Annotated in this window: 19 protein-coding genes; 2 read left to right on the plus strand and 17 right to left on the minus strand. The window is 73.4% G+C overall.

Features of this window, described 5'->3' with window-relative positions:
* Positions 1–9: 9 nt before the first annotated feature.
* On the plus strand, positions 10–663 hold the full coding sequence (locus ACGFZW_RS28710) for an endonuclease (protein WP_393896143.1): 654 nt from the start codon (positions 10–12) through the stop codon (positions 661–663).
* Positions 664–715: 52 nt separating this feature from the next.
* Here the strand turns inward: ACGFZW_RS28710 and ACGFZW_RS28715 are convergent, their stop codons facing one another.
* The 11 genes from ACGFZW_RS28715 to ACGFZW_RS28765 form a co-directional block, all read right to left on the minus strand.
* On the minus strand, positions 716–2,521 hold the full coding sequence (locus ACGFZW_RS28715) for a complex I subunit 5 family protein (protein WP_393896144.1): 1,806 nt from the start codon (positions 2,519–2,521) through the stop codon (positions 716–718).
* Complete coding sequence (locus tag ACGFZW_RS28720) at positions 2,518–2,865, minus strand: sodium:proton antiporter (RefSeq protein ID WP_393896145.1); 348 nt, start codon at positions 2,863–2,865, stop codon at positions 2,518–2,520. Before ACGFZW_RS28720 ends, ACGFZW_RS28715 begins: the two co-directional genes overlap by 4 nt.
* Positions 2,862–3,611: an MnhB domain-containing protein gene (locus ACGFZW_RS28725; protein ID WP_393896242.1), complete on the minus strand. Its 750-nt coding sequence runs from the start codon at positions 3,609–3,611 to the stop codon at positions 2,862–2,864. The genes ACGFZW_RS28720 and ACGFZW_RS28725 overlap by 4 nt, the downstream gene beginning before the upstream one ends.
* Before the next feature lie 2 nt (positions 3,612–3,613).
* The gene (locus ACGFZW_RS28730; protein ID WP_393896146.1) at positions 3,614–3,880 is read right to left on the minus strand and encodes a hydrogenase subunit MbhD domain-containing protein; all 267 of its coding nucleotides are present in this window, start codon (positions 3,878–3,880) and stop codon (positions 3,614–3,616) included.
* Positions 3,873–4,367 (minus strand): monovalent cation/H+ antiporter complex subunit F, encoded by a 495-nt coding sequence (locus tag ACGFZW_RS28735; protein WP_393896147.1) that lies wholly within the window; start codon positions 4,365–4,367, stop codon positions 3,873–3,875. Before ACGFZW_RS28735 ends, ACGFZW_RS28730 begins: the two co-directional genes overlap by 8 nt.
* Complete coding sequence (locus tag ACGFZW_RS28740) at positions 4,364–4,540, minus strand: hypothetical protein (RefSeq protein WP_393896148.1); 177 nt, start codon at positions 4,538–4,540, stop codon at positions 4,364–4,366. Before ACGFZW_RS28740 ends, ACGFZW_RS28735 begins: the two co-directional genes overlap by 4 nt.
* 128 nt (positions 4,541–4,668) lie before the next feature.
* Positions 4,669–7,047 carry a phosphoketolase gene (locus ACGFZW_RS28745; protein ID WP_393896149.1) on the minus strand — a complete coding sequence of 793 codons (2,379 nt, stop codon included), beginning with the start codon at positions 7,045–7,047 and terminating at the stop codon, positions 4,669–4,671.
* A 104-nt stretch (positions 7,048–7,151) separates the two neighbouring features.
* Entirely contained in the window at positions 7,152–8,117 is a 966-nt protein-coding gene (locus ACGFZW_RS28750) for an LLM class F420-dependent oxidoreductase (RefSeq protein WP_393896150.1), read from the minus strand.
* Positions 8,118–8,183: 66 nt separating this feature from the next.
* On the minus strand, positions 8,184–8,420 hold the full coding sequence (locus ACGFZW_RS28755; RefSeq protein WP_393896151.1) for a DUF5133 domain-containing protein: 237 nt from the start codon (positions 8,418–8,420) through the stop codon (positions 8,184–8,186).
* A gap of 301 nt (positions 8,421–8,721) precedes the next feature.
* Positions 8,722–8,892, minus strand: coding sequence for a hypothetical protein (locus ACGFZW_RS28760; RefSeq protein ID WP_393896152.1), 171 nt, complete (start codon positions 8,890–8,892; stop codon positions 8,722–8,724).
* A 343-nt stretch (positions 8,893–9,235) separates the two neighbouring features.
* Entirely contained in the window at positions 9,236–10,486 is a 1,251-nt protein-coding gene (locus ACGFZW_RS28765; protein ID WP_393896153.1) for an NAD(P)/FAD-dependent oxidoreductase, read from the minus strand.
* Positions 10,487–10,858: 372 nt separating this feature from the next.
* Here ACGFZW_RS28765 and ACGFZW_RS28770 point away from each other — a divergent pair, with 372 nt between their 5' ends.
* The gene (locus tag ACGFZW_RS28770) at positions 10,859–11,440 is read left to right on the plus strand and encodes an HPP family protein (protein WP_393896154.1); all 582 of its coding nucleotides are present in this window, start codon (positions 10,859–10,861) and stop codon (positions 11,438–11,440) included.
* Positions 11,441–11,448: 8 nt separating this feature from the next.
* Here ACGFZW_RS28770 and ACGFZW_RS28775 read toward each other — a convergent pair whose 3' ends face one another.
* Genes ACGFZW_RS28775 through ACGFZW_RS28800 form a run of 6 tightly spaced genes read right to left on the minus strand, consistent with a single transcriptional unit; the run spans position 11,449 to position 19,515 of the window.
* Entirely contained in the window at positions 11,449–12,219 is a 771-nt protein-coding gene (locus ACGFZW_RS28775; protein ID WP_393896155.1) for an HpcH/HpaI aldolase/citrate lyase family protein, read from the minus strand.
* 1 nt (position 12,220) lies between these two features.
* Positions 12,221–13,441: a type III PLP-dependent enzyme gene (locus ACGFZW_RS28780; protein ID WP_393896156.1), complete on the minus strand. Its 1,221-nt coding sequence runs from the start codon at positions 13,439–13,441 to the stop codon at positions 12,221–12,223.
* Positions 13,438–15,219 (minus strand): IucA/IucC family protein, encoded by a 1,782-nt coding sequence (locus ACGFZW_RS28785; protein WP_393896157.1) that lies wholly within the window; start codon positions 15,217–15,219, stop codon positions 13,438–13,440. Before ACGFZW_RS28785 ends, ACGFZW_RS28780 begins: the two co-directional genes overlap by 4 nt.
* On the minus strand, positions 15,207–16,523 hold the full coding sequence (locus ACGFZW_RS28790; protein WP_393896158.1) for an MFS transporter: 1,317 nt from the start codon (positions 16,521–16,523) through the stop codon (positions 15,207–15,209). The genes ACGFZW_RS28785 and ACGFZW_RS28790 overlap by 13 nt, the downstream gene beginning before the upstream one ends.
* Positions 16,523–18,328, minus strand: a complete 1,806-nt coding sequence (locus ACGFZW_RS28795) for an IucA/IucC family protein (RefSeq protein WP_393896159.1) — start codon at positions 18,326–18,328, stop codon at positions 16,523–16,525. Before ACGFZW_RS28795 ends, ACGFZW_RS28790 begins: the two co-directional genes overlap by 1 nt.
* Positions 18,325–19,515 carry an acetyl-CoA carboxylase biotin carboxylase subunit family protein gene (locus ACGFZW_RS28800; RefSeq protein WP_393896160.1) on the minus strand — a complete coding sequence of 397 codons (1,191 nt, stop codon included), beginning with the start codon at positions 19,513–19,515 and terminating at the stop codon, positions 18,325–18,327. The genes ACGFZW_RS28795 and ACGFZW_RS28800 overlap by 4 nt, the downstream gene beginning before the upstream one ends.
* Positions 19,516–19,555 lie beyond the last annotated feature (40 nt).

Consider the following 19,555-nt stretch of genomic DNA (forward strand, 5'->3'; position numbering starts at 1 on the left):
TGGCGCGCGGTGACCCGGCGAGGCGGGCAGCAGACAATCGCCCGGGCCCTTCTGGACCGGCACGGCCGGACCTATGCCGAGGAAGCCGGTATCCGCGTGCGGAACACCCCTCAGCCGCTTTATCAGGTTCTCGTCCTGGCCACGCTCCTCAGCGCGCGCATCCGCGCCTCGGTGGCGGTCGCCGCGGCACGTGCCCTGTTCGACGCGGGCATGCGCACCCCGCGCCGGATGGCCGAGGCGACGTGGCAACAGCGCGTCGACGCGCTGGGCGAGGGCGGCTACCGGCGCTACGACGAGCGCACCTCCACCCAGCTCGGCGACGGGGCCACTCTTCTGCAGGACCGCTACGGCGGTGACCTGCGGCGCATGCGGGACGCGGCCGACGGGGACCTCGACGCGCTGCGCCAGGCGCTCCAGGAGGTGCCGGGCGTCGGCCCCGCGGGTGCGGACATCTTCCTGCGCGAGGTGCAGCAGGTCTGGCCCGAACTCACCCCGTACCTCGACGCGAAGGCCGTGCAGGGAGCGGAGCGGCTGGGCCTCCCGGCGGACGGCAGGAAGCTGTCCCGCCTGGTCGCCGACGAGGACGCCGCGGCATTCGCCTCTGCGCTGGTGCGTGCGGCGCTGGACCGGTCGGTCGTCGACGACGTGCTGTCGGACGAGTGACGGCACACCCGCGGGGCTCTCGGGCCGCGGGCTCCGTTCACGGCCGCGCCCGTCACACCACCAGAGCCGCGACCAAGGTGATGCCCGCCAGGAACCAGGCGACATAGTCGCCCACATGACCGGAGTGCAGCCGTCGCAGCGGTCCCGTCCACCCGGCCGGCTCGGGGCGTACCGGCCTTCGCACCGCCGCCGCGGCGAGCGCCACGGCCAGGACGGCGGACAGCAGCCCCCACAGGACCCCCGCCGCCGACCAGTGCGGCGCAGGGGTGGCCACCGGCGCCGCAGCACCGCCTCGCAGAACGGACGCCGCGTAGCCGGCGTGGTCGGTGAACGCGTCCGCGGCCCGGCCCACGGCCGGCAGCAGGGCGGGCACCACGCCGACCGCCAGCGCCCCGGCCAACAGCACCGCGGGCACCGCGAGCATGGTGTCCGGGATCCGGGAGAGCCGTCCGCCGCGGGTCTCCGGCTCCTCCGCCGTGCCGGTCGTCTCCTCGGCGGCGTCGGCCGGACGCGGGCCGAGCCCGAGGAACACGCGTGCCGCGGCGCGCAGTACGGCCCCGCCGGTGGCCGCCGAGACCAGCACGAACAGCGCGGTCGCCCAGCCGCCCGCCGCCTCCTCGGTGACGGCCTTGCCCAACGCGGTGCCGAACGGCGGGAGCCCGGCGAGCGCCAGCCCACCGAGCACGAACAGCACACCCACGCCGGGGAATCCGCGGCCCCGGCCGTGCAGCTGGTGCTCGTCGACGCTCGCCAGCCGGTCCAGGAGAAGGCCGACGCAGGCGAAGAGCGCGGCCTTCACGCCCGCGTGGGCCAGTACGTACAGGGCGACACCGCCGAGACCCTCCGGTGTGAGGACCGCGAGCCCGACGAGGAACAGTCCGGTGTGCGCGACGGTGGAGTAGGCCAGCAGGCGTTTGAGGTGGCGCTGCAGCCAGCACATCACCGCGCCGAGCGCCGCCGTCAGCACCCCGAGGGCCAGCAGCGCGCGGTGCGCGTCGGGAGCCGGGATGCCGCCGGGGCCGGCGAAGACCGTCCAGTAGACACGGGCCGTGCCGTACACGCCCAGTTCGACCATGACCGCCGACATCAGCATGCAGACGGGCGTCGGGGCCACCGCGTGCGCGTCGGCGAGCCAGAAGTGGAAGGGCACCGCAGCTGCCTTGACGAGGAGGCCGGTGACGACGAGGACGAAGCCGGCCGTCACCAGGGCGTCCGGGCCGCCGGGGTGCGCGTCGAGACGGGCGCCGATCTGCGCGAAGCCCAGTTCACCGGAGCGTGCGTACAGCAGGCCGATCCCCAGCAACGTGGTGTAGCCGCCGAGGGAGTTGACGATGCCGAAAACCAGGCCGCCCTGGACCGCGCGGGCCGCCTCGACGCGGTAGCCCGTCAGCGCGTAGGCGACGACGCTCATCAGCTCGAAGAAGACGAAGGCGTTGAAGAGGTCGCCGGTGAGCACGAAGCCGCACATGCCGGCCTGGAAGAGCAGCACCAGGGCGGGAAACGACCCCGCGTGGCGCACCGGCGGTTCGTCGAAATACCGCCAGGCGTAGACGAGGGCGGCCAGGACCAGCAGCGAGATCAGGGCGGCCATGCCCAGTCCGATGTGGTCGCCGACCAGCACGATGCCGACGGTCGCGCCGCCGTGCGGACGCCAGCCCCCCAGCCACTCGACGGACCGTCCCGCGGGGCCCGCCGCGCCGCTCAGCGCGATCAGCGCGGTGGCCGCCGTGCCCCCGGCGAACAGGCACCCCGTCACCTCCGCGGCGAACCGCGGCAGCCGCCGGCCCGCCCCGACCAGGAGCGCCGCTCCCAGGAGCGGGATCGCCACGATCAGCGGGAGGAGCCCGGCGACGCTCACCCCCGCAGCTCCGAAAGCTCATCGGGATCGACCGTGCGGTGCCGCTTGGCGACCTGGATGACCAGGGCGAGCAACAGCGCCGTCACGGTCGCCCCGATCACCACGTCCGTGAGGACGAGGGCCTGCACGACGGGGTCGACGACGGGGCGGGAGCCCGGGGTGACGTCGGAGAACACCGGGGCGGTGGCGCCGTCGCGGTAGCCGACGGCGAGCAGCAGGACGTACGTCGAGGACTGGCAGACGGCCAGGCACCCCACGGCGTGGATGAGGTTCCGGCTGGTGGCCAGGCCGTAGCAGCCGATCAGGAAGAGCCACCCCGCGATGAGATAGGGCAGCACGCTCATCGGGTCGCCTCCTTCTCGCCGGGGGTGTCGTCCTCGATCTCGACGGCCTGGTCGAGGAAACGGGCCAGCAGGACGACGACCCCGCACGCCACCTCCACCCCGATGGCGGCGTTGAGCAGCGGCACGGTGCCGCCCGATGACAGGGTGTTGAAGGTGCCGTAGGGCAGGAAGTTGGCGAGGAATGCCGATCCGGCCACCAGGGCCGCCGCGCCCATCATGAGATAGGCGGCCTCGCCCGCGGCGTCCGCGACCTCGTACAGGCCGATCGGCCGGATCCGCTCCAGAGCGCGGTAGTCCACCGCGATGTAGAGCAGATGCAGCGCCGTCGCGACCACCACCCCGCCCTGGAAGCCGCCGCCGGGGCTGAGTTGGCCGTGCGCGACGATGTACAGGCCGACCAGCAGGGCGACGGGCAGCGCGATCAGCGCGTAGCGGTGCACCGGGGGCGCGACCCGGAACGGCTCGGGTGGCCGCCGGTTCTCGTCGCGGGTCTGGCGGAGCAGCACCACGGTGCCCAGCACGGCACCGAACAGGATGCTCTCTTCCCCGAGGGTGTCGAAGGCGCGCTGGTCGAAGTTCACCGAAGCGATCGTGTTGGCGGTGCGGTGGTCGAGGGCGGCGCGGACGGCACGGTCACCGTAGGGGTGCCAGGCCCCGCCGAACCGCGGCAGATCGAAGCAGGCCGCGGCGAAGAGGGCGGCCGTGCCCAGCGCGCCGACGGCCAGCACCCAGCGCCGCAGCGTCATGCTCACTCGTGCTCCTCCCGGCTCTCACTGCGCGCCCGGCGGCACACCTTGCGTACGGACAGCAGCACCATCAGCGGAGTCAGTGCGGCGCCGACCGCGAGCTGGGAGAGCGCGACATCGGGCGCCTGGAGCAGAAGGAACAGCACCGCGAGCGCCAGACCGAGCAGGGACAGCAGGAAGGACTGGCGCACCGGGTCCCGCACCAGCACGGTGGCGGTCCCGGCGGCGGCGACCAGGACCAGGCCGAGCAGCAGCGGCAGATCAGCCATCCGACGACATCCCTTCCGCGGGCCCGCCCAGCCCGTGGCCCGCCGTGCCCGCGGCGGTCACCGCGCGGGCCGAGGCCCAGCTGCCCAACACCAACAGCACGCCGATGACCAGGAGTTTCGCCAGTGCACGGCCGGGTCCTGTGACCACGCACAACGGCAGCACCACCAGCGTCACGGCGCCGTAGCACACCCACGTCGTCGCCCGTAGCGGGCGCGGGCGCGGTGGCGCGGCGGCGAGCTCGTCCGCCAGCAGCCGCACGTACAGCAGCGTCCCGGCGGGGCCGAGCACCGCGAGGGTCAGGGCCAGGTCCTGGTAGGCGCTGCGGTCGTAGCCCTGCGACAACAGCAGTACGACCAAGGCGACCAGAGTGGTCGTCAGGTTCTGCGCCGGGACCCTTCGGCGGACCCGGCCGGTGGCGGCGCCGACCGCGGCGGGCACGGCGCCGCACAGGAGCAGCGCCGTGCCCGCCGCGGTCCAGCCGTTCACCGGCGGCCGGCCGCCCGACGGGCCCCGCAGGCCGCGCAGGCGGCGAGGAGCGCGGCGGCGGCACCGACCAGCCACTCCAGCGGGTCGACGCTGGAGATCAGTACGAGCCAGAGGCCGGTCAACGCCGCCCACCAGCAGATGAGTTCGGCGCCCGTCGCGATCCGCTGGTTCATCCGCCCACCTCCTGCCGCCCGGGTACCCCGGCCTCAGGCTCACATGCGCGGCTCCGGACGCCCGGTCACCGCGCCGCTCATCACTCCGACGGGGGCGCGGGCGGGCCCGGCACCCCGCCGTCGCGGTGTCAGCCGGCCCAGGACCAGTCCGCGACCTCCGGCAGGTCCGATCCGTGTTCCCGGATCCACGCGTGGTGGCGGGTGCGCACGTCCGCCATCTCCTGCCGCAGCGCCACGGCGCGGACACCGAGGCCGGGCACCCGGTCGATGACGTCCATCACCAGGCGGTAGCGGTCGAGGTCGTTGCGGACGACCATGTCGAAGGGCGTCGTGGTGGTGCCCTCCTCCTTGTAGCCACGGACGTGCAGCTGGTGGTGTCCCGTACGGCTGTAGGTGAGCCGGTGGATCAGCCACGGGTAGCCGTGGTAGGCGAAGATGACCGGCCGGTCGCGGGTGAACAGCGCGTCGTACTCGGAGTCCGGCATACCGTGCGGATGGGCCCCGGAGGGCAGCAGCCGCGCCATGTCGACGACGTTGACCACCCGCACCGCCAGCTCCGGGAGGTGCCGGCGCAGCAGATCCGCCGCGGCCAGGGTCTCCTGGGTGGGCACATCTCCCGCGCAGGCGAGCACCACGTCCGGTTCGGCGCTGCCGTCCTCGGTGCCCGCCCAGTCCCAGACGCCGGCGCCACGGGCGCAGTGTGCGCGGGCCTGCTCCAGGGTGAGCCAGTCGAAGCCGGGTTGCTTGCCGGCCACGATGACGTTGACGTAGTCCCGGCTGCGCAGGGCGTGATCGGCCACCGAGAGCAGGGTGTTGGCGTCCGGCGGCAGATACACCCGGACGACTTCCGGGCTCTTGTTGAGGATGTGGTCGACGAATCCGGGGTCCTGGTGCGAGAACCCGTTGTGGTCCTGCCGCCACACATGGGACGTGAGCAGGTAGTTCAGGGAGGCGATGGGCCGCCGCCACGGGAGCTTCCGGGAGGTCTTGAGCCACTTGATGTGCTGGTTGACCATCGAGTCGACGATGTGGGCGAACGCCTCGTAACTGGAGAAGAGCCCGTGGCGCCCGGTGAGGAGATAGCCCTCCAGCCACCCCTGGCACAGGTGCTCGGAGAGCACCTCCATGACCCGCCCGTCGCGCGCGAGGTGCTCATCGGTGCCGAGGGTTTCGGCCTGCCACGCCTTCCCGGTGGCTTCGTAGACGTCCTGCAGGCGGTTGGAGGCGGTTTCGTCCGGGCCCACGATGCGGAAGTCGCGGCGCTCCGCGGTGGCCTCCATGACCGCTTCGAGCAGCCCGCCGAGCACCCGCGTCGGCTCGTGCACGGCGGTGCCCGGCTTGTCGACGAGGACCGCGTGCCGCTCCAGGGGCGGCACCGGCAGGTCGCGCAGCAGCAGACCACCGTTGGCGTAGGGCGAGGCACCCAGCCGGCGAGACCCCTCCGGCACACAGGCGAGCACGTCCGGCCGCGGCGCGCCCGTCGCGTCGAACAGTTCGGTTGGCCGGTAGGAGCGCAGCCACGTCTCCAGCTGCCGCAGATGGTCGGCGTTCTCGCGGACGCCGGACAGCGGTACCTGGTGTGCACGCCAGGTCCCTTCGACGGGGAGCCCGTCCACGTCGCTCGGGCCCGTCCAGCCCTTGGGCGTACGGAGCACGATCATGGGCCAGCGCGGCCGCTCCGTCACTCCCTCGTCCCGGGCCCGGCGTTGAATGGCGGCGATCCGGTCCAGCGAGGTGTCCAGTGCGGCGGCCAGATCCCGGTGCACCGCCGTGGGGTCGTCGCCGCTGACGTACAGCGGCTCGTGGCCGTAGCCGCGCAGCAGGGCGTCCAGCTCGTCCTGCGGGATCCGGGCGAGCAGTGTCGGGTTGGCGATCTTGTAGCCGTTGAGGTGCAGGATCGGCAGGACGGCGCCGTCGTGGACCGGGTCGAGGAACTTCGTGGTGTGCCAGGAGGCGGCCAGCGGGCCCGTCTCCGCCTCGCCGTCACCGATCACACAGGGGACGAACAGCTCCGGATTGTCGAACGCCGCGCCGTAGGCGTGCGCCAGGGAGTAGCCCAGCTCGCCGCCTTCGTGGATGGACCCCGGGGTCTCCGGCGCGACATGGCTGGGGACGCCGCCGGGGAAGGAGAACTGCCGGAAGAGCCGCTCCATCCCCGCCCGGTCCCGGCTCACGTCGGGATACGTCTGCGAGTACGTGCCGTCGAGCCAGGAGTTGGCGAGGACGGCGGGGCCGCCGTGGCCCGGGCCCCAGACACACAACGCGGGCAGGTCGCGAGCCGCGATGACGCGGTTGAGGTGTGTGTGCAGCAGGTTGAGCCCGGGGGACGTCCCCCAGTGGCCCAGCAGGCGCGGCTTGATGTGTTCGGGGCGCAGGGGCTCTTCCAGCAGGGGGTTGGCCATCAGGTAGATCTGCCCGACGGACAGGTAGTTGGCGGCGCGCCAGTGGGCGTCCAGCCTCGTGACCTCCGCAGGGTCGAGGCGGCTCGCTGTCTCTGCGTCGCGCATGCTCATCTCCTCATCAACAGGTCCTCAACAGGCATGGCCGTTCACGGCGGGAGCGGGCACCGCCGGCGCCCGCTCCGCTGTCCGAACACGCGGAGGCGCACCTCTCAGAGGTGGCGCAGCGCGGGCAGCAGCTTGGACTCAGCCCACTCCAGGAACGGCTCCTGGTGGCCACCGCCCACCTGCACCAGAGCGATCTCCGTGAAGCCGGCGTCCACGTACGGGCGTACCGCGTCCACGAACCGGCCGACGTCGTCGCCGCAGGGGATCGCCTCCGCGATGTCCTCCTGCCGGACGTACCGGGTGGCCCCGGAGAAACCGGAGGGGCCCGGCAGCTCGGAGTTGACCGGCCAGCCGCCGACCGCCCAGCGGAACTGGTCGTGGGCCCGCGCGAGCGCCGCCTCGCGGTCGGCGTCGTAGCAGACCGGGAGCTGTCCGATGCGGGGCTTTCCGGCGCCGCCGTGCCGGTCGAAGGAGGCCAGCAGCTCGCTCTTGGGCTCGGTGGCGATGACGAGATCACCGAGACGGCCGGCGATCTCGCAGGACCGCTCGCCCGACACGGCCACACCGATCCGCACCGGCTCGTCGGGCAGGTCCCACAGCTTGGCCTGCTCGACGTCGAAGTGGGTGCCGTGGAAGGTGACGTCGCCGCCCTCGAAGAGGGCGCGGATGACCTCGATCGCCTCCTCCAGCTTCTCCAGCCGGACGGGCGCCGAGGGCCAGCCCCGGCCCACCACATGCTCGTTGAGGTTCTCGCCCGACCCCAGGCCCAGCCGGAACCGCCCGCCGGACAGCAGCTGCATGGTCGCGGCCTTCTGCGCGACCACGGCAGGGTGATAGCGGGTCGTCGGGCAGGTCACGAACGTCATCAGCGGGATGCGCGAGGTCGCCTGCGCCGCCGCACCGAGCACACTCCAGGCGTACGGCGAGTGGCCCTGGGAGGCCAGCCACGGGAAGTAGTGGTCCGAGGTGACCGAGAAGTCGAAACCGGCCCGCTCGGCGCCGACGACATGCCCGACGAGTTCCCGCGGGCCGGCCTGTTCGGTCATCATCGTGTATCCGAATTGCACCATTGAATACCCCTAGCCGTTCCTCGGCTTCCGAAACGCGCCTACCGACCCATCGCACCCGGACGCCGGTCAGTGGCGTTCACCGGCCATGCCGACGGCCCTCGGGCCGCTTCGCGCGAGGTAGTTCTCCGCCGCGATGATCGCCTCCCGGGCCGTGCGGCGCCCCATCAGCACGCACAGGGTGTAGGCGACGTCCTCCAGACGGCGGCGCCGGGCCGGATCGTGCGGCTCCGCGAGCGACAGGCGCTCCCACACGCGATATCGCCGCAGCAGCGAAGCGAGCACGGTCCTGTCCGGCAGCAGCATCCTGTTCTCCCGACGTCGGCCCGGATGACCGGGAACAGCCCAGGCGGCGCGCATGCGGTGATCACCGGGCGAACCGAGGTGTGTACGACAGGCGCGCCGCGAGCGATGCCGGGCGGGCAGCTCTGCCCGCTCGGCATCGCTCGCAGCGGCCGTCATGACGTGCATCGCCGGCCGGAGGGGCGCCTGAGCGCGGCTCCGGCGGACCCTGCCCGTGCTCCGAGGCCGGGCAGCATACTCACCTTGCGCCGCGCCCCGGGGGCCTGCAACCGGACGTGGGCCCAGGGCGTGTCGCCCGGCCGGCTCAGTCGGGGGGTTCGGGCGCCGGATGGTGATCCGGCGTGGCACCGGGCGGCTCCACCGGGTCGGGGCCCGGCTCGTCCGGTTCCGACTCGGGCGGACGCGGGTCGCGCGGCACGGGGCTCGGATCGCTCGGTACGGGCCCCGGCCCGTCGGGCTTCGGTTCGGTGGTCATCGCGACCGCCTTTCCTCGTTGGCCTTGTTGGTTCCGTTGTTCCCGTCGGCCTCGTGGGCCTCGTGGGCCTTCTTGCTCTCGTCGGCCCGGTCCATCGGTCGCTCCTCGCTCCTGGAGCGACGGTCTTCCGGACGCTTCCCGGGGTGCTTCCGGGCTTGTTCCGGTCCGGTGCCGGAGGGCGGGACGCTGCCCCTCCATGGTGCGTCGGATCCCGGACCGGCCGTCCCGGAGACCTCATGGGCGCATCCACCGGGATTCCCCCGCACCGGCCTCCTGCCCGTGAGCCGTCCGAGTAAAAGGCTCAAGATCGATTGATTCGTCGAGCGCGCTCCCGGTCCTGCCCTCACGCGGCCGTGCCGGGGGCGTCCAGCAGATCGGCCAGCGGCACGCTCGTATCGGCGAGGCGGCCCGGGTCGATCCTGCGGCCGCTCGTCACCAGCGCGCGGATCGGATCGGTGACGTCCCAGATGTTGACGTTCATGCCGGCCAGCACGCGGCCGTCCGCGAGCCAGAAGGCGATGAACTCGCGGGCCTCGGGATTGCCGCGGAAGACGACCTGGTCGTAACCGTCGGGCTCGACGTGCCCGGTGTACTCCATGCCCAGGTCGTACTGGTCGGTGAAGAAGTAGGGCAACCGGTCGTAGCTCACGTCCTGGCCGAGCATGGCTCTGGCGGCGGTCTGCGGCTGGTGCAGCGCGTTGGCCCAGTGCTCGACCCGCAGGTGCCGGCCCAGCAGCGGATGGAAGGCGTTGGCGACATCGCCGGCGGCGTGGATGTCCGGATGGGAGGAGCGCAGTTGCGCGTCGACCAGGACGCCGTTGTCCACGTCGAGACCGGCCACCTCGGCAAGGCCGCTGCACGGAGCGATGCCCACGCCGACCACGACCGCGTCCGCGGGGATGCGGGTGCCGTCGGCCAGCCGTACGCCGTCCGCCCGGCCGTCGGTTCCGGTGATCTCCGCGACCCGGACCCCGCAGCGCAGGGTGACGCCGTGGTCGGTGTGCAGCGCGGCGAAGACCTGCGCGACCTCGCGGCCCAGTACCCGCAGCAGGGGCAGCTCGGCCATCTCGAGCAGTGTCACCTCGACTCCCGCGGCGCGGGCGGCGGCCGTGGTCTCCAGCCCGATCCAGCCGCCGCCGATCACCACGATCCGGGTGGCGGCGCGGAAGGTCTCCTTGAGGGCGTCGCTGTCCGCCAGGCGGCGCAGGTAATGGACCCCGCCGAAGTCCGCGCCTGGCACCGGTAGGGGGAGCGGGGCGGAGCCGGTGGTCAGCAGCAGCTTCGCGTAGCCGTGCCGGCTGCCGTCGTCGAGGGCCACCGTGTGCCCGGCCGGGTCGATGCCGGTGACCGTGGTGCCCAGGCGCAGCTCGACGTCGTGTTCGGCGTACCAGTGGGGCGGGTGGGCGTAGATGCCTTCCAGCTCCGAGGTGCCCATGAGGTAGCCCTTGGACAGCGGAGGGCGTTCGTAGGGCCGCTCCCGCTCGTCGCCGAGCAGGACGACGGGCCCGTCGAAGCCCTCCGCGCGCAGCGTCTCCGCGGCCTTCGCGCCGGCCAGACCGGCTCCGGCGATCATGAATGCGGTGTTCCCGGCCATCTCCGGCTCAGCTCCTTCGTCGCCTGCCCCGGGCGGGACGACGCCGTCGCGTGCGCCCGGGTTGTGCCACTCATCAAGCCCCGGCGGCGGGCCCGTGAGGTACCGCTGATGGTGTTGCGTGCCCTTGGCCGTGCCACCGGCCACGGCCGTCCGGCGTTGCCCCCGTCGGCGCTCTCACCCCCTCCCGCAGGGCTGTGAGCTGCGAAGGTTACAATTCGAACGGACTGCGCGGCCCGAAACCCGGGCGTTTGCGTACGGTCGGATTCCCGTGGACCACGGGGGTGTGCGTGTGGATGTCGTCTGCAGCACCGGACCTCTCCTCCTGCCCGCCCCGCCGGCCCCTACCGCGCCGGCACAGCCCAGAAGTGTCGTATGAGCCTCGATCACGCCCCCGCGCCGGCCACGCCTGCCCGCGCGGCGACCGCCCCCGCGCCGACGGCCGCCTCCCGTGCGTCCGCGGTCCGTCCGCTGGCCGGCCGGGCCCCGGCGCCGCCCCCGCCCGCGACCGCGCTGTTCATCGTCAGCGCCGCGGCGCTGGTACTGCTGGCGCTGGTGGGCATCGGCGCACTGATACACGAGCCGGTCTTCATAGCCCCGCTGGCCGCGAGCGCCGCCCTCGTGCACAGTGCGCCCGCACTGCCCCTCTCGCAGCCGCGCAGCGTGATCGGCGGACATCTGCTCTGCGCGGGGATCGGTTTCGGGGTCCTCGCCGTGTGCGGCAGCTCCCCGTGGGCGGCCGCCGTCGCGGGCAGCCTCGCCCTCGCGGCCACGATGATCGCCCGCACACCGCACAGCCCCGCGTGCGGCACCGCCGTCATCGTGGTGCTGCAGGGCCCGGAACCGCTGGAGTTCCTCGCGACGCTGGTCGGCGCCTGTGTCCTGCTGGTGATGACGGGGTACGCCGCCTCCCGCGTCCGGCGCAAGGCCCCGGTGTACCCCGCCTACTGGTGGTGACGTGGCGGTCAGCTCCCGCCGAGCGCCCGGTCCAGCTGTCCGCGCAGGGCTCGTGCGGTGAGATCCCGGTCCTCGCCGAGGACGAAGGCCCGCACCCCGTCGGCGTGCCACTCGGCGCGGCGCTCCGGCGTGGTGGACATCGCGCAGAACGGGACGTCGTGACGGGCGCAGCCGGCGCGGAGGGTCCGCACGGCTTCCTGGACGCGGGGGTGGCGGACCTGCCAGGGGACCCCGTAGGACTGCGAGAGGTCTCCGGGGCCCGGCAGCAGCAGGTCGACGCCGCCGGGGGAGAGGATCTCGTCGATCGCCGTCACGCCCTCCGCGTCCTCGACCAGCGCGATGACCATGATCTCGGCGTTGGCGCGCTCGATGTACGTGGGCAGGTCGATCCGGCCGAAGCCGGGACCGCGGCCGCCGTTGAGGGAGCGCATGCCCTCGGGGGCGTAGCGGGCCGCCCTGATGGCGGCGTCCACGTCCGCGCGCTCGCGTACGTGCGGCACGACGATGCCCATCGCCCCGGCGTCCAGGGCGCGCAGTATCGCGCCGGGATCGGCCTCCGGGACGCGGACGAACGGGGTGAGCCCGGTCGTCTCTGCGGCCCGGATCAGATGCTCGAGCTGCTGCGGGTCGACGAGGGTGTGCTCGCAGTCGAGGATCACGAAGTCGTAGCCCGCGCAGCCGATCATCTCGACCATCGCGGTGTCGGGGACGGTGCTGAACAGGCCGTGCACCTCCTCGCCCGCGGCGAGCCTGCGCCGGACCTCGTTGGGGCGCAGCATCTCAGGCGTCCTCCGCACTGCCGAGGAAGTGGAAGCCCGGGCGGGGGTGCATCAGGAAGTCGTGGTGCGAGATGTTCCAGGCGTACGCACCGGCCACTCCGAACACCACCCGGTCGCCCGCCCGCAGCCCCGGTGCCGGCACGTCACGCGCGAGGACGTCCTTGGGCGTGCAGAGCTGGCCGGTGACGGTGACGCGGTCGCCCTCGGCCGCAGACCGGGGCCAGGGGTGCGGCCAGGGCTCGTCGGAGGACAGCACCGTGCAGGGCTGGTCGTGTCCCTTGGTGGCCGGTGTGCGCAGGTGGTGGGTGCCGCCACGGACCACGGCGAAATCCTCGCCGTGGCTGCGCTTCACATCCAGCACCTCGGTGGCGTACCAGCCGCAGTAGGCGGTGAGCGCGCGGCCGGGCTCGATGCGCAGCGTGAGCCCCGGGTGCGCGGCGGCGAGCCGGTCGAGTCCCGCACCGAACGCCGCCCAGTCGAAGCGGGCCTCGGGCTCGGCGTAGTCGACGGCCATCCCGCCGCCGATGGTCACCTCAGGCAGGGTGATGCGGTGGCGCTCGGCGAGCCGTACGGACCAGGTCACGATGGCGCCGGCGACGGCGAGCTGCTCGGGAGCCTCCAGACCGCTCGCCAAGTGGGCGTGGATTCCGCGCAGTTCGAGGTGCGGGTAGGTGCCGTCGGTGAGCAGTGCGACGACCTCGTCGGCCTGCGCCGGGTCCAGGCCGAAGGGGGTGGGGCGGCCGCCCATGGCGAGGGAGCTGCCGTCCAGCGAGCCGTCGTCGACGGAGAGGTTGAAGCGGGCCAGCACCGCGATCCGGCGGTCAGGGGCCAGGCGGGCGGCGAGGTCCGCGAGCATGTGCAGCTCGTAAACGCTCTCCACATGGAAGCGCTGCACGCCGAGCTCCAGCGCCTGGGCGACCTCCGCGGGCGTCTTGCCGGGGCCGCCGAAGGCCAGCGGCGCACCGGGTACGGCCTTGCCGACGTGCGCCAGCTCGCCGCCCGAGGACACCTCGTAGCCGTCGACGTACGGGCGCAGGGCGGACAGGATCTCCGGTTCCGGATTGGCCTTGGCCGCGTAGTACAGCTCCACCCGCTCGGGCAGCGCGGCCCGCACCCCGGCCACGTGCTCGCGCAGCGCCGTCAGGTCGTAGAGGTAGGCGGGCAGTTCCTCGGGCCGCAGCGCCGTCACACGGGCGCGGACCGCGGGCGTGGGGAGGGTCATCGTGCGCTCCAGGGGGTGGTGTCGTCGGTCCGCACGGCGCCGGACAGGACGTCTTCGGCGAGCGGCGAGGGCAGCGGGACGTAACCGGCCTCCCGGTCGGCCTTGCGCTCCCAGCGGGTCAGCAGATTGGCCTTGGCGGGCAGCGGCACCCCGGCCAGCAGGGCGGCCAGCCTCGGCGGGCAGCCGTGCCGGTCGGCGTGCGCCTGGAGGGTGCGGCGCACCTGCGCCCACAGCTCGGCCTCGATGCCCGGGTGCAGATCGGCGAGCGCGGCCAGCATCTCGGCCACGTGGTTGACCAGCAGGCAGTACACGACGCGGTCCCAGCCGCGCTGCGCGTCGTACGTCATGGGCCCCGCGATCGACTCGGGCAGCGACGCGAGCAGGTCGGTGTGGTGTTCGGGGACGAGCTTGGTGCCCTCCAGGTCGCGGAAGAGCACCTGCGCGGGCATGCCGTCGCCGTCGACGCACACCAGCACGTTCTGCAGGTGCGGTTCCAGGACCACGCCGTGGTCGAAGTAGGCGGCGAGCACCGGCGGCAGGAGCAGGTCGAGGTACGCCGTCCACCAGTCCAGCGCGGCCTGCGGCCCGGCGCCGTCCAGGAGGCGGGAGACATGGCCCGCGCTGGTCGGGTACTCGTCGGCGACGGCGGCCGCCAGCAGCGGGGTGGTGCCGGGCAGCAGCCGGCGGGAGAGGCCCTCGCGGACGATGACGCCGAACCCTTCGAGCAGCTCGGTCTCCGGCCGGCCGTCCGGTCCCGGCAGCGCGAGGCTGCGGTACGCGGGCTCGCGGAGCACCGCGCTGCCGGGGAAGCGGGCGGCCAGGTCGGTCAGGACCGGCTCCAGCAGACGGGTCAGTGCGACGGCGCCGGACAGCTCGTAACTGGCGTTCTTACGAAGGCAGTTGGTGATCCGCACGTTCAGGCTGAACTTCAGGAAGGATGCGCCGTCGAAGAGTGTGCGCACGGACGCGGTCGCGGCGAACGGCGTCGTGCCGGTCCCCAGTACCCGGATGTCGTCCCGGTCCAGCGCCTCCCGCAGGCCCGGGTGGTCGCGCAGCAACTCGTACTGCCAGGGGTGGACGGGCAGCAGCCGGAAGCCGTCCGGTACGTCGCTGCGCAGCGCGTCCAGGGACGCGGTGGCGCCGGCCTCGGCGGCCTCCTCGGCGATCAGCTCGTCGCGGACGGCGAGCAGCAGCAGCGGGAAGGACGCCCCGGCCTCCGGCGCGTAGGACTGCCAGGACGCGGCGTCGCCGGTCCGGGCCTTGGGGGTGGGGTGGAACCGGTGGCCGAAGAGCAGCGCCTGCTCGGAGGCCAGGTAGGCGGCGAGCCAGCCCTCGTCCTCGCGGTCGGTGCCGGCCTGCCGCGGTACGCCGCGCGTGGCGAGCGCGGCCGCGACGGCCTGATGGCTGGAGGCGATCTGCGCGAGGAACTCGTCGTTGGCCACGCCGGTGCGCAGCGACAGCTCCGCGTGCACGTACTCGGCCAGCCGGCCCCAGCCGACCTCGGCCCAGCCGCCGTCGGCTTGCTCGGTCACCGGGCCGGTGAAGCGGTGCGCGCCGAGCAGCGACGTACGGCGCAGTGCCACCCGCAGCAGCACCCCGCGCCGGGGGAGCCTGATCAGCAGATGGCCGGTGTCGACGGCGGTCTGGTGCTCCGGCCCGCTGACCTCTCGGAGCAGGCAGTTCAGCAGGGTGTGCGCCACGACGTGGTCGGCGGTGGGCAGACCTGCGGGGGAGGCGGGGGCCGGGGCGGTGCCGGGCGAATTGGTCATCGAGGGCATCGAGGGCTCCAGCGGGTGCGGGGCAGACGGGGCGAGAGAGCGGGGATGGCGGTCGCGAGCACGGTGACCACGGCGATCGCGGTGCCGGTCAGGACGGGTGCGGACGGGCCGAACCAGTCGTTGCCGACCGCGGCGGCCACGCCGGCGGCGACCGCGCCGGCCTTGGAGAAGAATTCGATCGAGCCGAACAGCCCGCCGGGCGCACGGCCCTTGGCGCAGTCCGCGGCCAGTACCGAAAGGCAGACAAGACCGAGGGTGAGGCCGGCGCCGAGCACCAGCCGTACGGCGATGAAGGCCGGGAGCGAGTCGGCGGCGCCGTGGCCGGCCAGGCCCAGCGCGATACAGCCGAAGCCGAGCGCGATGCCGAGGCGGGGGCGGGTCCGGAAGACGGCGTGCACCGCCATCGCCGCGAGCAGGTAGCACATGTGCGGCAGGGCGAACAGCACGCCGGACACCATCGGCCCCGTCCCCGGGATCCGCTCCTTGATCAGGGAGATCAGGTACGGAAAGGAGATGACGGTGGAGAACACGAACGCGAACTCCAGCGCGTACAGGGTGCGCAGCGAGCCGAACCGGGCGCGCCGTGCGGGCCGCGCCGCGGCGGCCTCCGCGGCCATCGCCACCTCGGCCGACTCGGTGGCCTCGGCCTGCCCGGCGGACCTGTCCGGTGCCGGCGCGGTGACCGGGGACCGGGGCGGCTCCGGGAGCGCCGCCAGCATCAGGGCCGCGGCCAGCGGTAGCACGGCCAGCAGGGCGTACTGGCGGTGCGGGGACAGCCACGGAGTCAGCGAGCCGACGACGATCGGTGCGAAGACCAGCGCCGCGCGGGCGCTGCCCTGCATCAGCGTCAGCGCCCGGGAAAGCGCGTTGCCCTCCAGCGCCGCGCCCAGGTAGCCGTTGGACGCGGCGAAGGTGCCGCCCAGGACTCCTTGCAGGCACAGCGCCGCGGCGAAGGTGCCGATCGAGTCCGCCCAGCCGGCCAGCAGGAATGCAGCCGCGAGCCCCAACTGCGCCCGCAGCAACAGCCGTTTGCGCCCGAAGCGATCGGCGAGCCGCCCCCACAGGGGGGCGCCGATGGCGCCGAAGATGGTGGGGACGATGTAGAGCAGCCCGGCCCAGCGGGCGGCGCCGTCACCCAGCTCGGGCAGGATCTCGGTGAGGTAGGGCGGCAGGCCCAGGGCGGCGAAGGACGCAACGAAGTAGCAGCCCGCCACGGCATGGACCTGGCGTCGGGCGAGAGCGGGGCGGGGCTTGGTCTCGACGGCGTCCGGAGCGGCCTGGCGCCGTCGCGTAGCGGTGATCATCAGCAAGTTCCCGGGGAAAGCAGGTAGTTGGGGCCGGTCGTGTAGTGCTTGTTGATGTCGGCGGCGCCCGAGCGTTCCTTGGACAGCAGGGTCCCGGCGCTGACCATCGCCTTGACCGGGAAGTCGGGTGCGTCCAGAAGATGGGCGCGCAGCGCGGCGCCTGGCTCGCCCGGGGCGGTGCCCTGCCGCTCGACGGCCTGCGCGAGTCTCTCGCGGACCAGGCCGAGGAGTCGTGCGAGGGGGGCGCGGCCCTCCCGGGCGAGGCCGAAGGCGTAGGAGCCCGCGCACAGATGGACGGTGATCGTGGCGAACATGTCCAGGATCGGCCGGTCGCTGTCGACGAAGATCCGCGGGTCGGCGAAGGCGCTGGGGTCCGGGGCGTCGTCCCCGAGGGTCTCCCGCAGGCGGGCGGTGTGCAGCCGCGGGGCGTCGTTGTCCTTGAACAGCAGCCGCAGCCGCGTCGCGCCCGACACCCGGTCCAGTACCAGCGAGATGTTCTGCTGGTGGGACTCCAGGGCGATGCCGTAGCCGAAGAGGGTGGTCTGCCAGTCGAAGAGCAGGGCCAGGCAGGCGTCCAGCAGGGCGAGCGGGTCACCGTCGTAGAAGCGCTCGGCGAGATGGTCGATGACCGGCCTGCCGCCCGGGGCCCGGCTCAGCAGGGCGGCCATCGGCACCACGGCGCTGCCGTCGAGGCCGTCCGGGTAGCGGCGGCACAGCACGGCGAGCAGCTCGTGCTCGGCGTGTGCGTAGACGGTCTCGTCGGCCTGCAGAATCGATTCAGCGAACCGCGGCTCACGGGCCAGCACGGTCTCCAGCAGCCGCTGGCCCGCCGCGCCGTCGATGAGCGTACGGGGCTTGATGGTCCGCCGGTTGCGCAGCCCGAGCGTGGCCGTGGCCAGCGGCAGCTTCAGGTGCAGACGCGGATCGGCGTCCGGCGCCACGGTGCGCATCGACAGGGTCGGCACCGCGGAGAGCAGCGCGCGCTCGGACAGCACCGCGTCCTGTTCGAGGCCGGTCTCGCGCAGGGCGTCGCACAGCGGGTCGCCGAGGCTCAACGGGTGCACGGGCAGCGCGAGATGGCTGCCGTCGAGATGCGGCAGGCCCAGCGCCGCGGGCGTCGGCCAGAAGTCGGGCAGTGCCGCCTCGCCGCCTGTCACGGTCACGGCTGTGCGCGGCAGGGCGAGCCAGCGCAGTGCGAAACGCGGGTGGAACTCCGGTGCGTAGGAACGCAGCTGCCGCTCGTCCAGACCGGACCGGCCGCGCGCGGTGGGGTAGACGGGGTGGTCGAGCCGAGCGGCCAGCGTGTCGTACGCCAGGCCGCCGGACAGGCCGGACCAGGCGCCCGGGTCCGATCCGTGACATTCTGTCAGTTCCGCGTCGGTCTCGTCCCGTGTCCGGCTGTGCAGCCGCATGGTCGCCAGGGTCTGCCGGCACTCCTCGGCGAAGGCGTCGAAACCCTCGTGGTCGGCCGGGTCGGCGAGTGCGCGCAGCGCGGCGAGCACGTCATCGGTGGTGGTCAGCCGGGCGCCGTCGGCCTCGCGGACCACCAGGGGCAGCCGCGCCGCATAGGTGCTCTGGTAGCCGTCCTCGCCGAGCGGAAGCAGCAGGGCCGCGGCCGCCGGGTCCGCCGGAAGCCGCAGCCAGGGGCCGTCCGGCCGCTCCAGCAGTGTGCTCCGGCTGCGCAGGCCGACGACGTCCTCGCGCAGCAGCGCGCTGAGCACGCGCCGCAGCAGTCCTGTCTCCTCGTCCGCGCCGGCGGCCGGATCCACGCCGAGGTCCTCGGCGGTGTCGAGCGGGGCGGTCATGACGATATCTCCCAGCGCTCGGCGGCGAAGAAGCCGTTGGACGCGCGGTCCACGGCGCCGACGTCGGTGCCGGTGGCCCGCAGCACACCGAGGTAGTCGCGGTTGGTGCGGTACAGCGGGTGCTCCGAGCCGACCGGGCGCAGCGGCCGGTAGCTCAGCCGGACACCGTCCACCGTGCGGTCCGTGGCGCCGGGCGCAGCGGTGAGCGTCCCGGCCCGGCCCGCGCGGGCGTACTCCAGCCGGCCCGCACCGTCGCGCCGCTCACCGAGGTCGGCGGGCAGCGGCTCGCCCAGATGTGTCCGCAGGATGTGCTCGAACAGCGGGATGTCCAGGACCTGCGCGAGGAGCAGATCGCACTGGTCGCCGATGGCGCGGTAGTTCACCTCGATCAGCCGCGCGCGGCCCTCGTGCACCACGAACTCGGTGTGGCACGCCCCGAACCCCACGCCCAGCGCGTCGAGCTGGGCCAGCACCTGCGCCCGGACCTGCTCCGGGTGCGCGGCGACGAAGTCGTGCCGCTCCTCGATGAACGCCGGCGGCGCCGAGACGGTCGTGTGGAAGCCGCCCAGGACGTGCCGTACCCGGCCGTCGCCGAGGGTCTCCAGGGTGTACAGCTCACCGGCGAGGAACTCCTCGGCGACCAGCGCGGCCTGCGGGCGCCGTGCCTGGATCTCCTCGGCGCGTGCCACCAGCTCCTCAGGACCGGCGGCCAGCGTCACGTCCTCGCTCGCCACTCCCTCGCGGGGCTTGACGACGCAGGGGTAGGGCAGGCCGGCGGCGGCGAGGGCGGCCGGGTCCTGGCCGGCGGCGAGCTCCGCGGACCGGACGGTGTCGGCGCCGGCCGCGGCGAGGTGGCGCCGCATCTCGGCCTTGTTCTTGGCGCGCAGCGCGGCCCGCCAGTCCTTGCCCGGAAGAGCGAAGTAGTCGGCGGCCAGAGCCGCCTGGGTCTGGAGGTGGTCGCTGTTGGTGAACACCGCGTCGGGGCGGTGGTGGGTGGCGATGCGGCTGATGACGGCGCGGAAGTCGTGGACGTCGCACTCCAGGACCTCGGTCTGCGGACAGGCCCGGCGGTGCGCCTCGGGCTGGTCCGTGAGGATCGTGACCGTCAGCCCCAGGCGGGTGGCGGCGGGCAGGAAGCCGTCGGTGACCGAGTCGGTGGGATTGAGAGCGAGCAGATACATCCGCATGAGCGGGGCGCCTTCGGATCGGGGGTGGTGCGTGGGGAGG

The organism is Streptomyces sp. NPDC048248, assembly GCF_043201875.1.
In the GTDB taxonomy this organism is placed as follows: Bacteria; Actinomycetota; Actinomycetes; order Streptomycetales; family Streptomycetaceae; genus Streptomyces.

Excerpts from the sequence above, each read along its gene's own strand:
- ACGFZW_RS28720 (WP_393896145.1), bottom strand. The coding sequence starts at position 2,865 with ATGAGCGTGCTGCCCTATCTCATCGCGGGGTGGCTCTTCCTGATCGGC.
- ACGFZW_RS28725 (WP_393896242.1), bottom strand. The coding sequence starts at position 3,611 with ATGACGCTGCGGCGCTGGGTGCTGGCCGTCGGCGCGCTGGGCACGGCC.
- ACGFZW_RS28730 (WP_393896146.1), bottom strand. The coding sequence starts at position 3,880 with ATGGCTGATCTGCCGCTGCTGCTCGGCCTGGTCCTGGTCGCCGCCGCC.
- ACGFZW_RS28740 (WP_393896148.1), bottom strand. The coding sequence starts at position 4,540 with ATGAACCAGCGGATCGCGACGGGCGCCGAACTCATCTGCTGGTGGGCG.
- ACGFZW_RS28745 (WP_393896149.1), bottom strand. The coding sequence starts at position 7,047 with ATGCGCGACGCAGAGACAGCGAGCCGCCTCGACCCTGCGGAGGTCACG.
- ACGFZW_RS28750 (WP_393896150.1), bottom strand. The coding sequence starts at position 8,117 with ATGGTGCAATTCGGATACACGATGATGACCGAACAGGCCGGCCCGCGG.
- ACGFZW_RS28755 (WP_393896151.1), bottom strand. The coding sequence starts at position 8,420 with ATGCTGCTGCCGGACAGGACCGTGCTCGCTTCGCTGCTGCGGCGATAT.
- ACGFZW_RS28760 (WP_393896152.1), bottom strand. The coding sequence starts at position 8,892 with ATGACCACCGAACCGAAGCCCGACGGGCCGGGGCCCGTACCGAGCGAT.
- ACGFZW_RS28765 (WP_393896153.1), bottom strand. The coding sequence starts at position 10,486 with ATGGCCGGGAACACCGCATTCATGATCGCCGGAGCCGGTCTGGCCGGC.
- ACGFZW_RS28770 (WP_393896154.1), top strand. The coding sequence starts at position 10,859 with ATGAGCCTCGATCACGCCCCCGCGCCGGCCACGCCTGCCCGCGCGGCG.
- ACGFZW_RS28775 (WP_393896155.1), bottom strand. The coding sequence starts at position 12,219 with ATGCTGCGCCCCAACGAGGTCCGGCGCAGGCTCGCCGCGGGCGAGGAG.
- ACGFZW_RS28780 (WP_393896156.1), bottom strand. The coding sequence starts at position 13,441 with ATGACCCTCCCCACGCCCGCGGTCCGCGCCCGTGTGACGGCGCTGCGG.
- ACGFZW_RS28785 (WP_393896157.1), bottom strand. The coding sequence starts at position 15,219 with ATGCCCTCGATGACCAATTCGCCCGGCACCGCCCCGGCCCCCGCCTCC.
- ACGFZW_RS28790 (WP_393896158.1), bottom strand. The coding sequence starts at position 16,523 with ATGATCACCGCTACGCGACGGCGCCAGGCCGCTCCGGACGCCGTCGAG.
- ACGFZW_RS28795 (WP_393896159.1), bottom strand. The coding sequence starts at position 18,328 with ATGACCGCCCCGCTCGACACCGCCGAGGACCTCGGCGTGGATCCGGCC.
- ACGFZW_RS28800 (WP_393896160.1), bottom strand. The coding sequence starts at position 19,515 with ATGCGGATGTATCTGCTCGCTCTCAATCCCACCGACTCGGTCACCGAC.